Source organism: Paracoccus benzoatiresistens, from assembly GCF_026913015.1.
GTDB classification, from domain to species: Bacteria; Pseudomonadota; Alphaproteobacteria; order Rhodobacterales; family Rhodobacteraceae; genus Paracoccus; species Paracoccus benzoatiresistens.
In genome coordinates, this window is record NZ_JAPTYD010000003.1 from 14,032 (window position 1) to 26,964 (window position 12,933).

Sequence of the window (12,933 nt, forward strand, 5' to 3'; positions counted from 1 at the left end):
CCCGCGCCCCGTCAGGCGCTTGCCCGGTCCAGCAACGAAATCTCCAGCTCGGCATGGTGCAACTCGTCCAGCTCGGTGTCGGAGGTCATGGGTTCGACCGGCCAGAAGTTGACGGTTCTCGCTTCCCCCGCCTGGCTTGCCGGCAGCCAGGTGGTGGCCGCAGCCTCGGATATGCGGGTTTCGATGCTGGCCAGCAGGCTTGCCAGCCGCGCCTCGCCGATGCGGCGGCGGGTCAGCGCGGCCAGAAGGCTTTCCACCTTCTTCTTGCGCGATTCGTCATCTGCCGCGATGACGCTCTGGATGCGGGTAAGGGGCACCTTGCGCGAGGCGACAAATCTCGGCTCGTATTTCGCGACCTTCAGGCGCGGCACCTTCAGGTCGATCCGCCCAAGTTCCGTGTCCCACCTGAGCCGCTGCATGCCCTTGCGCCAGTCGCGGCGCTTGCCGTTCTTTCCGGTGACGCAAAGCTGGTCCGCATCGGACTGCATGACGCAATGCGCCGCAAGCGAAAGGATGTCCTGTTCCAGTTCCGTCCAGGAGGTGAACCGGTCGGCGGGACGCGTGAAACCCGGCATCGCGATAAGGTTGTCCGGGATCGACTCGACGGGGATCTTGGCGGCGGCCAGCGCGCGAAGATAGCGATTGTCCCCGCCGTTCTGCCTCATCTTGGCGGCGGCGCGGTCCCGGATCACGGGGATCAGCGCGCCATCCTGGATGTCGAACGGAGAGAAGACCGACAGCCCGGTCGCGGCCTCGGCCTCACGGACGCCCAGCGGCGCCCGGCCCAGCTGCCCGCTGAGCCCCAGGACGTCGTGGCCCGCTTCGCGCAGTTCGTGAACCCCCTGCACGGCGCCCATCGCGTCGTAGGAGGCGAAGACCGTGCCCACGGCCATCTCCAGGATTTCCGGCCGGCGGATCAGCTGCGACGTTTCCAGCTGGTGCAGGCCGTCCGCAATCTCGATCACGGCGACCTGCGCGCCGTTGCGCGCGCAATGGTTCATCAACCGATAGGTCAGGGACACGATGTCGTTGATCGGGGCCAGATAGGTGCTTGCGTAGCCCGCATCGGTGAAGTCCAGCGACATGTCGGCGCCTGCGTCCCGGACGATCCACATGTCCCCGCCCGCGCCGGTGCCGGTGATCTTCAGCGCCGCCACCTTCATCCCCGCCCGCTTGAAGCCGCGGACCATCGATGTCGCGGTCAGCGTCTTGCCCGCGTTCATGGATGTGCCAAGCGCCAGCACCGCCGGCAGTTCGGGCCGATGGTCGGGCGCGTCGATGCGGAAATCCAGCACGTTCAGCCGCCGCCCCTCGGCATCGCCGATCAGGCCAAGCGGCGTGATCTTGGTCGGCGGCTTCATGCGCTGGTGACGCGTAAGCTCGTTCGCCGCGATCCCGCCGGCCGCGACAAGATCGCAGGGCATCAGGTCAGGGGGCACGATCGCCTCGAACTGGTCGGGCGCATAACGGTTTCCATAGCATACGATGATTTCATCGCCAGGAAACATCAGGGCGCGCCGGCCGTCGGTCAGTTCGATCTTTCGGTGGTTCCAGATCTCGTCGACGCGCGCCAGGACCAGATCGCCCGTACGCGGCTGAACCGCCTTCGTAAGAAGTGTCCTCATTGAAAGAGGCGGAACGCGACGAGTACTAAATGCACGTTTGACCTTCCGCAGACGATCACGCTTCAGGAATTCATAACTCATCACCGCCCCCGACGCACACGGAGAAATAGTCGTGTATTCAGAATCGCATATAACCGTTGAAATGAAAGTAGCTAAAGGGACTGGATTGTAAATTGCCTTTGATAGGCGAATTACCGCCAAACTCTTCAGAAAAATACCCCAAATGGTTGTTCAAGGAATTTAACTTTCTCCTGATAAAGCAAGAAAATTATAGTGTACAAATAAAAGCCGGACAAAAATATTTATTGAGAATAGGTATATAAAAGAAGTCAATTCATGTTATGGCTGGCCTGGAGTTTGTTGCGCCGCCACCGGCGCGCGAGCTGCCGCAGGGGACGGATGACCGTCCTGCATCCCTCACTTTCCGCAAGGCACATCGGACGGGCGGCGCCAGGGGGCGAATCGACACGGCCCTGCCGGCCGGTGCGCTTGGCCGACGGGACGCGCAACGCAGCCGCAGTTCTGCTGCCAGGGCGTTCCGCGCCCGGCAGACATGGTTTCAGGCTTCTGCGGGTCGTGGGCGCGGACCTAGCGCAATGCTTCGATCATGTAATCGGACTGCAGCATGCCGCGGCCCGAATGGCCGACATCCTCGGCATAGACCAGCCGCCAGTTGAAGTCCCAGCCGTTCTGCTCGGCCACCTGCCGCGCCAGTTCGAAGGTGCGCTCTCCCCGGTCCAGCCGGTTCTCGCCCTGCCGCTCCGCCTGGTCGTTGCGGGCCAGATCCTTGTCGCCCGTATCCTCCTCGCCCAGGAAGATCGTCACCGGCGCGGCCAGGTACTCTCGGGTGAGCTCGGTCGCGGCCTTGGGGGGCAGGCCGGAAAAGCCGTAGGGGACCTTTTCTTCCATGCTGGGCAGGACATAGGTCGAGGGATTGGCGATCACCACCCTGTCGACCCCCTCGGGAAGGTCATAGGCTGCGACGCGCGACAGGAACTGCCCGCCTGCCGAATGGCCGAACAGATAGATGTCCTGCCCCGGGCGGCCCTCGAAGTCCTCGGCCCAGCGAATCAGGTCCGAAACCATGCCGGTCGTCCATTCGTCGCGCGGCTTCAACTCGCCGTCATCCACCACGCCTCCGCGGTGATACTCGCGGTTGGGAAAGCGCTCCTCGTCGAACAGGGGGGCGAAGACGGTCAGGCAGGCGCGGTCCGCGATCTCGCGGGCGGACCCGGCATAGGATCTGGCTGCCCGGCCGTTGCCGTGGAAGACAAAGAGGAAAGAAGGGGAAACGCAGGACGGGGGCCGATAGACAAAGACCTCTATCGACTGGCCATTGATGTCGGCGATCTCTCGTCTGGGCTCTTGGGGATCGGCGGATTGCGCCGATGTGCCGCCGCCAAGCAAACCTGCCGACATCAGGAACGACAATGCACCCATCCGAAGCCTCAAGCGGAACTGCGACACGTTCATGGTGGCAAATCTTCGCAATGGCAATCCGTCCTGTGTCAAGCTGTTGTTCGGAGCCGCCCGTGAAGCCCTGTCCCGCCGTCCCGAGAGGCCGCACGAAGCACGAGGGCCGGTCGAAGACCCTTCCTGCAGGGCGGATGTCCGAAACGGTCTTTCCCGCGGCAGCGCAACGGACCGCCGGGCGACGCTTCGTGTTGCCTCTGGAACGGATGAACAACCCGCATCCGGACCGAGGCGATCCTATCACGGGGCAAGTCTTCTGGTATAGCCGCTTGTTCATGGCCGCCGCGCGGGACGGCGCTCCGGTCCTTGCCGCCCGCAAGCCCCGCCCGACCTGCGGGTCAGGCGCAAGGTCACGCCACAGAAAGTTGTTCCGGACCCGGCACCGTTTCGGCATGGCCGCGCGTTCCGTGTCGAACAGCCCCCTGCGATGGTGCCAGGACATGATCCCGCAGCCCTTCCGCCCGCCGCGACTGCTTTCCATCGCCACGGCGGTGCCGCCCGAAGTGCTGATCCAGGATCACATCATCCAGGAATCCCGCGAGCTGCTGCAGGCGCGCTTTTCCCAGTTCGACCGTCTGGCCCCGGCCTTCCAGAACGCCGGCATCGACACGCGCCATTCGGTCGTGCCCCTGGACTGGTTCCGCCATCCGCATGGATGGGTCGACCGCACCGAAGCCTATGCGGCGGGCGCCACCCGGCTGTTCCGCGAGGCGGCAGGCGGGGCGCTGGACCAGGCGGGCCTGTCCGCCGCCCAGGTCGATATCGTGGTGACGGTATCATCGACCGGGATCGTGACCCCCACGCTCGAGGCGCTGACCGCCCGGGCCATGGGGTTTCGCCCCGACGCCATGCGCGTTCCCGTCTTTGGCCTGGGCTGCGCCGGGGGCGTGTCGGGGCTGTCGATCGCGCGCGACCTGGCCACCGCCCGTCCCGGCGCGGTCGTCCTGATGGTCGCGGTCGAGACATGCACCGTCCTGTTCCGCCTGGATCGCCTGACGAAGGCCGACATCATCGCGACCGCGCTGTTTGGCGACGGCGCGGCGGCGGTCGTGCTGCGGGCGGGCGTTGACGGGGCTGACGCACAGCCCGAACTGGGGCAGGGGCGGCAGCACATGTGGCCCGACACCCTCGGAATCATGGGCTGGACGGTCGAGGAAACCGGCCTGGGCGTCGTCTTCGACCGCTCGATCCCGACCTTTGCCGAGGCCGAGCTGCGCGCGGCGCTGGACGCCCTGGCGCCCGACCGGTCGGTGGATCGCTATGTCTGCCATCCCGGCGGCGCCAAGGTCATCACGGCGCTGGAAACCACGCTGGACTTGGCCGAGGGGGTTCTGGACATCGAGCGGCAGGTCCTGTCCCGCTATGGCAACATGTCGGCGCCGACCGTGCTGTTCGTCCTGGAGGCGGTGCTGCGTTCCGGCCAGCGCGGCGACCTGATGGCGCTGGCCCTGGGGCCCGGGTTCACGCTGTCCACCCTTCCGATCACGGTGCGCTGAATGGCCGAGGTTTATCCCGCAACCCTGGCCTTCATTGCCTTTCTGCTGCTGCAACGCGGGGCGGAACTGATCCTGGCGCGCCACAACACGCGCAGGCTGCTGGACCGCGGCGCCGTCGAACATGGCGCCGGCCATTACGCGCTGATCGTGATCCTGCATGCGGCCTGGCTTCTGGCGATCTGTGTCTGGGGCTGGTCCAGGCCCGTCAGCCCGGGCTGGCTGGCATTATTCGCGGTCCTGCAGCTTTGCCGCTTCTGGGTTCTGGCAAGCCTTGGGCCGCGATGGACGACGCGCATCATCGTCCTGGACGAGCCCCTGGTCAGGCGCGGCCCTTATCGCTGGATGGCCCATCCCAACTATGCCGTGGTGGTGGCGGAAATCTTCGTCGCCCCCATGGTGCTGGGCCTCTGGCCCGTCGCGCTGGTGTTCAGCATCCTGAACGCCGCCGTCCTGAGCATCCGCATCCGGGCCGAGGCCCGCGCCTTGGGCAGGGGCCGTGCAGGCGCGTGATGGCGGGCCTCGGCGCTTCCCATCTGGCTGGTGCGCTGGGCAGTGCCGACAAGGGCGGCAATGGGGTTGCAGCCTTGCCGCGCCAGACGCGCCAGCAGCAGGCTGGCCGTCTCGCCAGACCGGATGTTCATCGCGGGCATGTCGGGGGCGGTGTATCTGGCCCCCGCTGTCCTGATCGGCAGCGCGCTGTCCCGCAGGGTCCATGCGTGCATCCACGGCCCGGCCCTGCGTCTGGCGGCGCTGATCTTCTTGGTCATCAGCGGCGCGGCGCTGATCCTGAAAGGCCAGGGCGGCCCGGGCTATCCCCGAAGACGGCCTGCCGGACCAGGGCGCCGGGATGCGAGACGACCTGCAAGCTCAGCGCATGGGCGGCGCGGATCGCGGCTGCGGAGTCCGCGCCCTGCAGCGTCGCGGCAAGATATCCCGCGTTGAAGCTGTCGCCCGCGGCGGTGCTGTCAACCGGGGCGATGCGGGCCAGGTCGTCGATCAGCCCCGCGCCCTGCGGCCCCGCGTAACGCACCGGCCCGCCGCCATTCTTGACGACCACCTCACTTGCGCCAAGGCGCAGATAGCGCGCGGCGGTGGCCTCGGGGTCCGCATCGCCGAAGTGGACCGCTTCGTCGTCGAAGCTGGGCAGGACCAGATCGGCACCGCCTGCCGCCCGTTCGATCCAGTGGCGCATCTCCTCGGCGGACTGCCACAGCCGGGGGCGCAGGTTGGGGTCGAAGACGATCCGGCAGCCTGCGGCCCGCGCGCCTGCCACCGCCTCCAGCAGGGCGGTCCGGCCCGCATCGGGCAGGATCGCCAGCGTGATGCCGGAAAGATAGGCGACGCGGCAGTCCCGCAGCGCCTGGGCAAGGCGCTGCGGATCGTCGGCCAGCCCCCGGGCGGCGGACTGCCCGCGCCAATAGGAAAAGCTCCGCTCGCCATCCTTCAGCGAGATCGCGTAAAGCCCGATCTCGCGCTCCGGGTCCTGCGATACATGGCCGGCCTCGATCCCCTCGGCATCCAGGAAGCGCAGCATCTTCTGCGAGAACTCGCCGGTGCCGACGCGGCTGAAATAGCCCACGCGCCAGTCCGGGCCCAGGCAGCGGCGCAGATACCAGGCCGTGTTCAGCGTGTCGCCCGCGATGCCCAGCGACCACAGATCGCCGCCCGCCTGGGACAGTTCCACCATCGCCTCGCCGATGGACAGGATCAGGGGCGCTGTCACGACCGGACCCCCTGCATGGCGGAATGGGACAACGCGGTCTCGACGCCGCGCAACTCGGCCAGACCCTTCAGCCGGCCGATCGCCGGATAGCCCGGCTGGCCGCCGCGCCCGATGTCGTCCAGGATGTCCTGGCCGTGATCGGGGCGCATGGGGATGGTCCAGTCCTCTCGCCCCGCGGCGCGGCGGCGGTTTTCCTCGCGCAGGATGGCGGCGATCAGGGCCACCATGTCGGTCTGGCCGGCCAGATGCTCGTCCTCGAAGAAGGAACCGGCAATGGCGTCGGTGTCGCGCCGGACATTGCGCAGGTGCAGGAAATGCACGCGCTCGCCCAATCGGTCCATCATGCCGGGCAGGTCGTTGTCGGGCCGCGCGCCCAGCGACCCCGAGCAGAGCGTGATCCCGTTGGCGGGCAGGTCCACGGCGGCCATGCGTTCGGCATAGTCGGCCTCGGTGGACATGATGCGGGGCAGGCCCAGCAGCGGGAAGGGCGGGTCGTCGGGATGACAGCACAGGCGCATCCCCAGGTCCTGCGCGACAGGCGCCACCTGTTCCAGGAAGTCGTGGAAATGCCCGCGCAGCACCGCGTCCGTCACCGGGCGATAGCTGTCCAGCAGCGCCCGCACGTCGGGCAGGGTGAAATGCTCCGCGGCACCCGGCAGGCCGAAGACGACATTCCCGGCCAGGGCCTGGCGCGTGGGGTCATCCATGGCGGCAAAGCGGCGGGCGGCCTCGTCGCGGACGGCTTCGGGGAAATCCTCCTCGGCACCGGGGCGTTGCAGGATATGGATGTCGAAGGCGGCGAAGTCGGTATAGTCGAAGCGCATGCAGCGCGCGCCGTTGGGGCGCCGCCAGGCCAGATCCGTGCGCGTCCAGTCCAGCACCGGCATGAAGTTGTAGCAGATCACCCGGATCCCCGCCGCGTGCAGGTTGCGCATCGAGGCGATCCAGCTCGCCACATGATCCCGCCAGTCGCCGGTCTGGGTCTTGATCGCCTCGCTGACGGGCAGGCTTTCGACGACCTCCCATGCCAGGCCCGATGGCGCGCCATCCGTCATCGCCGCCAGTTGGCGCTGGCGCCCGGTGATTTCCTCGGGCGTCCAGACGGCGCCGGTGGGCACGTGGTGCAGGGCGGTGACCACGCCCTGAACCCCCGCCTGAAGCATGTCGTCGATCGAGACCCGGTCCTGCGGGCCGAACCACCGCCAGGTGTGTCGCATTCATTCCTCCCCCGAACGATGTCGGTCCTTGGTTGCCGGGTTAATGGCCCAGCATGTCGGGCTGTTCGGCGCGCAGCCGTTCCAGCGTTTCGTTGATGCGTGACAGGTGCAGCCCGATGGCCGCCACGGCCTTGTCCTCGTCCCGCTCGCGCAGCGCCGAGAGGATCACCTTGTGCTCCTCCATGGCGTTGCGCGCGTTGTAGGACAGCGACAGCCAACGCGCACGGTCCATGTGGCCCTTGTTGTCCTTGACCAGCGTCCAGACGAATTCCAGCCCGGAATAGGCGCAGATGTCGTGGTGGAACTGGTCGTCCAGCGCGTGGAAGCCGCCGCGGTCATCGGCCTCGATTGCGGCCTGCTGCCGCGCGATCAGGCCAGCCAGCGCGTCGTGATGCCCAGGGGTCAGCTTGTGGACGGCCTCGCGAATGCAGGCGATCTCCAGCGCGAGGCGGATGAAGAAGGCCTGCCGGATCGCTTCCTCGGAAATGAGGGTGACGACCGTTGCCCGCTGCGGCCGGATCAGGATGAAGCCCAGCTGCGACAGCCGATAGAAGGCGTCGCGCACCGGCTGGCGGGACACGCCCATCTGGGCCGCGACCTCGGCCTCGGACAGCTTGGCGCCGGGGGGCAGGCTGAGGTTGATGACCCGTTCATACAGCGCGTCATAAATCTGGTCGGTCACCGTGCGCGGGCGCAGATCATCCAGAACGGGCAGGGCTGCTGCGGCTTCTGTCGGCATGTCGGAACCACCACGTTGACGCTTTTGCCAGACTAGCATATTAGATGACTAGAAGGCCCGCAAGGCGATTCGGGAGGAGACTTGCAGATGCCGCTTCTGGACGACGATCGTCTGTATCCACTGGAAGGGCGCGCCCGTGATCTGGCGCGCGACCTTTATGCCCGGATTCGCGACCTGCCGATCGTCAGCCCTCATGGCCATACCGACCCCCGTTGGTTCGCCGAGGATCAGCCCTTCCCCGACCCCGCGCAGCTGTTCGTGACGCCCGACCATTACGTCTTCCGGATGCTGGCCTCGCAGGGGGTGGCGCTGACCGAACTGGGCGTGCCGCGCGTCGATGGCGGCCCGACCGAAACCGACGGGCGCAGGATCTGGCACCTGTTCGCGCGGCACTATCACCTGCTGCGCGGCACGCCGTCGCGGATGTGGCTGGACCACAGCTTCCAGCATGTCTTCGGCATCGACCGCCGCCTGACGGCGGAAACGGCGGACTGGTATTACGACCACATCGCCGACTGCCTGTCGCGCCCCGAATTCCGGCCTCGCGCGCTGTTCAAGCGCTTCAACATCGAGGTCATCGCCACCACCGAGGCCGCGACCGACGACCTGCGCTGGCACCGGATGATCCGCGACTCGGGGTGGGATGGCCGCGTCGTCACCGCCTATCGCCCCGACGGCGTGGTGGATCCCGAAATGGCGGGCTTTGCCGACAATGTCGCGCTGATGGGCCAGCAGACGGGTTTCGACACCGCGACATGGGGCGGCTATCTGGACGCCCATCGGGCGCGGCGGGCGTATTTCAAGGACTTCGGCGCGACTTCCAGCGACCATGGCCATGCCACGGCCCGGACCGAGGACCTGCCCCAGGCCGAGGCTGCCGCGCTGTTCCAGAAGGCCCTGCGCGGCCAGTGCAGCCCGGACGAAGCCGATGCCTTCCGCGGCCAGATGCTGACCGAGATGGCGCGGATGAGCCTGGATGACGGCCTTGTCATGCAGATCCATCCCGGTTCGCGGCGCAACCATTCGGACCCGGTGATGGCCATGCACGGCCGCGACAAGGGCTTCGACATCCCCGGCTGCACGGATTACGTCGCGGCCCTGCGCCCGCTGCTGAACGCCGTGGGGATGCGGCCGGAACTGACGGTGATCCTGTTCACGCTGGACGAGACCAGCTATTCGCGCGAGCTGGCGCCCTTGGCCGGGGCCTATCCCTGCCTGCGGCTTGGGCCGCCCTGGTGGTTCCACGACAGCCCCGAGGGGATGCGCCGCTTCCGCGAGATGGCGACGGAAACCGCGGGCTTCTACAACACCGTCGGCTTCAACGACGATACCCGCGCCTTCTGCTCGATCCCCGCGCGCCACGATGTCGCGCGCCGCGTGGATTGCGCCTTCCTTGCCACCCTGGTCGCAACCGGACGCCTTCACGAGGAGGAAGCGCCCGAACTTGCGCATGACTTGACATACGGCCTCGCCAAGAAGGCCTACAAACTCTGAGCTTCACCAACGGGAGGATACCATGAAGTTCGTCACCACCACTTTCGCCGGATTGCTGCTGTCGGCCGCCGTCGTCACAGGCGCCGCGGCTGCGGAATGCGAGATCACCCTGCGGTCGTCCGACACCCATCCCGACGGCTATCCGACCGTCGAGGGCGTCAAGGCGATGGCCGCCGAGGTCAAGGAAAAGACCGAAGGCCGCATCTGCATCGAGGTTTTCCCGTCCTCCCAGTTGGGCGAGGAAAAGGACACGATCGAGCAGACCCAGTTCGGCGTCATCGACATGGTGCGCGCGTCCTTCGGGTCGTTCAACGACATCGTGCCGGTCACGCAGACCCTGTCGCTGCCCTATCTGTTCACCTCGCCCGAACACCAGCACGCGGTCCTGGACGGCCCCATCGGCGAGGAGATCGCCGAGGATTTCGCCGAAAAGGACCTGATCGCCCTGGCCTATTACGACGGGGGGGCACGCAACTTCTACAACTCGCAAAAGCCGATCAAGACGGTGGAAGACCTGAAGGGCATGAAGTTCCGCGTCATGCAGAACGACGTCTTCGTGGACATGATGTCGGCGCTTGGCGCCAACGCCACGCCGATGCCCTATGGCGAGGTTTATTCGTCCATCCAGACGGGCGTGATCGACGGGGCGGAGAACAACTTCCCCTCCTATGACAGCTCGGGCCATGCCGAGGTGGCGAAATACTTCACGCTGGACCAGCACCTGATGGTCCCGGAACTGGTCGCCGTGTCCAAGACCACCTGGGAGAAGCTGTCCCCCGAGGACCAGGAGATCATGCGCACGGCCGCGAAGAACTCGGCCACGCTGCAGCGCAAGCTCTGGGCCGAGCAGGAAAAGGCCAGCGAGGAGAAGGTCATCGCTGCCGGCGCCGAGGTCATCAAGGAGGTGGACAAGACCGCCTTCATAGAGGCGATGGCCCCGGTCTATGAAAAATACGTGACCACGCCCGAGGCGCAGGATCTGGTCAAGCGCATCCAGGAAACCAAGTGACCGCACGGCCCGCGGCGCAGCCGCCGCGGGCCTTCGCTTCATGCAATCGAAAGGTGACGCCATGCAAGGCAGCATCGCCGCGTTATCACGTCTCAATTCCTGGCTTTGCCGGATCAGTCTCTGGCTGGCGGGCACCGGGCTTGTGGCGATGACGATCATCGTCTTCGCGCAGGTCTTCTTCCGCTATGTCCTGAACGACAGCCTGTTGTGGGTGGAGCCCGTGGCGATCCTGCTGATGAGCTGGTTCATCTTCCTGGGCTCCGCGGTGGGCGTCCATGAAAGCTTCCACATGGGCTTTGACGTGCTGCTGTTCTTCCTGCCCGAGAGCGCCGGGACATGGCTGAGGGCGCTGTCCGACTTCGCGGTGCTGGCCTTCAGCATCGGCATGTCGGTCTATGGCTGGCAGCTGATGGCGAAGACTTGGGATTCGACCCTGCCGGTGATCCGGCTGCCGGGCGGCTTCGCCTATATGCCGCTGTTCGCGGGGGGCGTGCTGATGACGCTGTTCGTGCTGGAACACCTGCTGAACCGCCTGTCGGGCCGCAAGGTCGAAGCCGAACCCGACGCCGAAGACATCCTCATGACCGAGGCCTGACATGGAATATCTGATCCTTTTCGGCGTCTTTACCGCGCTCATGCTGATCGGCACGCCGATTGCCTTCTGCCTGGGCATCTCCAGCCTGGCGACCGTCGGCTATCTGGGCCTGCCGCCGCTGGTGGTCTTCCAGCGCCTGTCGGCGGGGATTTCGGTCTTCACGCTTATGGCCATCCCCTTCTTCATCTTCGCGGGCGACCTGATGGTGCGCGGCGGAATCGCGGCGCGCATCGTGGCCTTCGCCGGGTCGCTGATCGGCCATGTCCGGGGCGGGCTGGGCCAGGTCAACATCGCCGCGTCCACCCTGTTCGGCGGCATTTCCGGGTCCGCCGTGGCCGAGGCCGCGGCCGTGGGCGGCATCATGATCCCGCAAATGAAGGAACGCGGTTACGGCGCTGACTATGCCGTCAACGTGACCTCGATGGCGGCGCTGATCGCGCTGCTTCTGCCGCCCAGCCACAACATGATCATCTATTCGATCTCGGGCGGCGGGCGCATCTCCATCGCCGACCTGTTCACGGCTGGCATCATCCCCGGCCTGCTGCTGGCGGGCGCGCTGTCGGTCACGGCCTATGTCGTCGCCCGCAAGCGCGGCTATCCGACCGAGCCCTTTCCCGGCTTCGCCCGCGTGGGATACTTCCTGCTGCAATCCATCCCTGGGATGCTGCTGATCGCGATCATCTTCGGCGGCGTCCGGTCCGGGGTCTTCACCGCCACCGAAAGCTCCTGCATCGCGGTGCTTTATGCGTTTCTGGTCACGGCGGTTGTCTATCGCAGCATGTCCTGGATGGACTTTGTCCACGCCACGCAGCAGGCGGTGCGCACCACCGCGATGGTCCTGCTGATCATCGGCATGGCGGGCGCCTTCGGCTGGCTGATGGCCTATCTGCACGTGGCGCAGATCTCGCTCAACTGGATGCAGTCGGTGTCCGACAACCCGCTGGTGATCCTTCTGATGATCAACATCGTGCTGCTGGTGCTGGGCACGTTCATGGACATGTCGCCCCTGATCATCATCACCACGCCGATCTTCCTGCCGGTCGTCGCGGCCTTCGGCGTCGATCCGGTCCATTTCGGGGTCATCATGATCCTGAACCTGGGGATCGGGCTGAACACCCCGCCGCTGGGGCCAGTCCAGTTCGTCGCCGCCGCCGTGGCCCGCATCTCGATCTGGGAGGCGATGCGCAGCGTCTGGCCCTTCTACGCCGCGGGTCTGATCGTGCTGCTGCTGGTCACCTATGTTCCGGCCCTGTCCCTGTGGCTGCCGGGGGTGTTCAAGTGAAGGGTCCCGACCGCACCGTGCTTGCCCATAGCCCCGAACTGATGGTCGTCCGCTTCGCCTTCCGGGCGGGCGACCGGGGCGCGCTGCACAGCCACCCCCATGTGCAATCGACCTATGTGCAGTCGGGCCGCTACCGCTTCACCGTGGACGGCCACGATTTCGATGTCGGTCCGGGCGATGCCTTCGTCATTCCGTCCGGTGCAGAACACGGCTGCACCTGCCTTGAAGGGGGGGAACTGATCGACAGCTTCACCCCCCGCCGCGACGATTTCCTGTGAAA

Annotated in this window: 12 protein-coding genes; 7 read left to right on the forward strand and 5 right to left on the reverse strand. The window is 66.3% G+C overall.

The window, feature by feature from the left end:
• Window positions 1-11: 11 nt before the first annotated feature.
• Together OU682_RS03475 and OU682_RS03480 are read right to left on the reverse strand one after the other, a co-directional pair.
• Window positions 12-1,625 carry a hypothetical protein gene (locus OU682_RS03475; RefSeq protein WP_268940683.1) on the reverse strand — a complete coding sequence of 538 codons (1,614 nt, stop codon included), beginning with the start codon at window positions 1,623-1,625 and terminating at the stop codon, window positions 12-14.
• Between the two features lie 588 nt (window positions 1,626-2,213).
• Window positions 2,214-3,065, reverse strand: a complete 852-nt coding sequence (locus OU682_RS03480; RefSeq protein WP_268940684.1) for an alpha/beta hydrolase — start codon at window positions 3,063-3,065, stop codon at window positions 2,214-2,216.
• 473 nt (window positions 3,066-3,538) lie between these two features.
• Between OU682_RS03480 and OU682_RS03485 the strand changes: the two genes are divergently transcribed.
• Window positions 3,539-4,594 carry a type III polyketide synthase gene (locus tag OU682_RS03485; protein WP_268940685.1) on the forward strand — a complete coding sequence of 352 codons (1,056 nt, stop codon included), beginning with the start codon at window positions 3,539-3,541 and terminating at the stop codon, window positions 4,592-4,594.
• Complete coding sequence (locus OU682_RS03490; RefSeq protein WP_268940686.1) at window positions 4,595-5,104, forward strand: isoprenylcysteine carboxyl methyltransferase family protein; 510 nt, start codon at window positions 4,595-4,597, stop codon at window positions 5,102-5,104. It begins immediately after the preceding gene.
• Window positions 5,105-5,360: 256 nt separating this feature from the next.
• On the opposite strand, the gene OU682_RS03495 is transcribed toward OU682_RS03490, so the two are convergent.
• The 3 genes from OU682_RS03495 to OU682_RS03505 are packed head-to-tail and all read right to left on the reverse strand — an operon-like array spanning window position 5,361 to window position 8,273.
• Window positions 5,361-6,317: a sugar kinase gene (locus OU682_RS03495; RefSeq protein WP_268940687.1), complete on the reverse strand. Its 957-nt coding sequence runs from the start codon at window positions 6,315-6,317 to the stop codon at window positions 5,361-5,363.
• Window positions 6,314-7,534 (reverse strand): mannonate dehydratase, encoded by a 1,221-nt coding sequence (gene uxuA, locus OU682_RS03500; protein ID WP_268940688.1) that lies wholly within the window; start codon window positions 7,532-7,534, stop codon window positions 6,314-6,316. Before uxuA ends, OU682_RS03495 begins: the two co-directional genes overlap by 4 nt.
• A 40-nt stretch (window positions 7,535-7,574) precedes the next feature.
• Window positions 7,575-8,273: a GntR family transcriptional regulator gene (locus tag OU682_RS03505; protein ID WP_268940689.1), complete on the reverse strand. Its 699-nt coding sequence runs from the start codon at window positions 8,271-8,273 to the stop codon at window positions 7,575-7,577.
• Between the two features lie 87 nt (window positions 8,274-8,360).
• On the opposite strand from OU682_RS03505, the gene uxaC reads away from it, so the two are divergent.
• From uxaC to OU682_RS03530, 5 genes are all read left to right on the forward strand, one after another.
• Window positions 8,361-9,767: a glucuronate isomerase gene (gene uxaC, locus OU682_RS03510; RefSeq protein WP_268940690.1), complete on the forward strand. Its 1,407-nt coding sequence runs from the start codon at window positions 8,361-8,363 to the stop codon at window positions 9,765-9,767.
• Between the two features lie 22 nt (window positions 9,768-9,789).
• On the forward strand, window positions 9,790-10,776 hold the full coding sequence (locus OU682_RS03515; protein ID WP_268940691.1) for a TRAP transporter substrate-binding protein: 987 nt from the start codon (window positions 9,790-9,792) through the stop codon (window positions 10,774-10,776).
• Window positions 10,777-10,837: 61 nt separating this feature from the next.
• Window positions 10,838-11,371, forward strand: a complete 534-nt coding sequence (locus OU682_RS03520; RefSeq protein ID WP_268940692.1) for a TRAP transporter small permease — start codon at window positions 10,838-10,840, stop codon at window positions 11,369-11,371.
• 1 nt (window position 11,372) lies between these two features.
• Complete coding sequence (locus OU682_RS03525; protein ID WP_268940693.1) at window positions 11,373-12,653, forward strand: TRAP transporter large permease; 1,281 nt, start codon at window positions 11,373-11,375, stop codon at window positions 12,651-12,653.
• Between the two features lie 41 nt (window positions 12,654-12,694).
• A complete protein-coding gene (locus tag OU682_RS03530) occupies window positions 12,695-12,931 on the forward strand; it encodes a cupin domain-containing protein (RefSeq protein ID WP_268940891.1) in 237 nt (78 codons plus the stop codon).
• The last annotated feature ends 2 nt before the right edge of the window (window positions 12,932-12,933 follow it).

Excerpts from the sequence above, each read along its gene's own strand:
- OU682_RS03475 (WP_268940683.1), bottom strand. The coding sequence starts at position 1,625 with ATGAGGACACTTCTTACGAAGGCGGTTCAGCCGCGTACGGGCGATCTG.
- OU682_RS03480 (WP_268940684.1), bottom strand. The coding sequence starts at position 3,065 with ATGGGTGCATTGTCGTTCCTGATGTCGGCAGGTTTGCTTGGCGGCGGC.
- OU682_RS03485 (WP_268940685.1), top strand. The coding sequence starts at position 3,539 with ATGATCCCGCAGCCCTTCCGCCCGCCGCGACTGCTTTCCATCGCCACG.
- OU682_RS03490 (WP_268940686.1), top strand. The coding sequence starts at position 4,595 with ATGGCCGAGGTTTATCCCGCAACCCTGGCCTTCATTGCCTTTCTGCTG.
- uxuA (WP_268940688.1), bottom strand. The coding sequence starts at position 7,534 with ATGCGACACACCTGGCGGTGGTTCGGCCCGCAGGACCGGGTCTCGATC.
- OU682_RS03505 (WP_268940689.1), bottom strand. The coding sequence starts at position 8,273 with ATGCCGACAGAAGCCGCAGCAGCCCTGCCCGTTCTGGATGATCTGCGC.
- uxaC (WP_268940690.1), top strand. The coding sequence starts at position 8,361 with ATGCCGCTTCTGGACGACGATCGTCTGTATCCACTGGAAGGGCGCGCC.
- OU682_RS03515 (WP_268940691.1), top strand. The coding sequence starts at position 9,790 with ATGAAGTTCGTCACCACCACTTTCGCCGGATTGCTGCTGTCGGCCGCC.
- OU682_RS03520 (WP_268940692.1), top strand. The coding sequence starts at position 10,838 with ATGCAAGGCAGCATCGCCGCGTTATCACGTCTCAATTCCTGGCTTTGC.
- OU682_RS03525 (WP_268940693.1), top strand. The coding sequence starts at position 11,373 with ATGGAATATCTGATCCTTTTCGGCGTCTTTACCGCGCTCATGCTGATC.
- OU682_RS03530 (WP_268940891.1), top strand. The coding sequence starts at position 12,695 with ATGGTCGTCCGCTTCGCCTTCCGGGCGGGCGACCGGGGCGCGCTGCAC.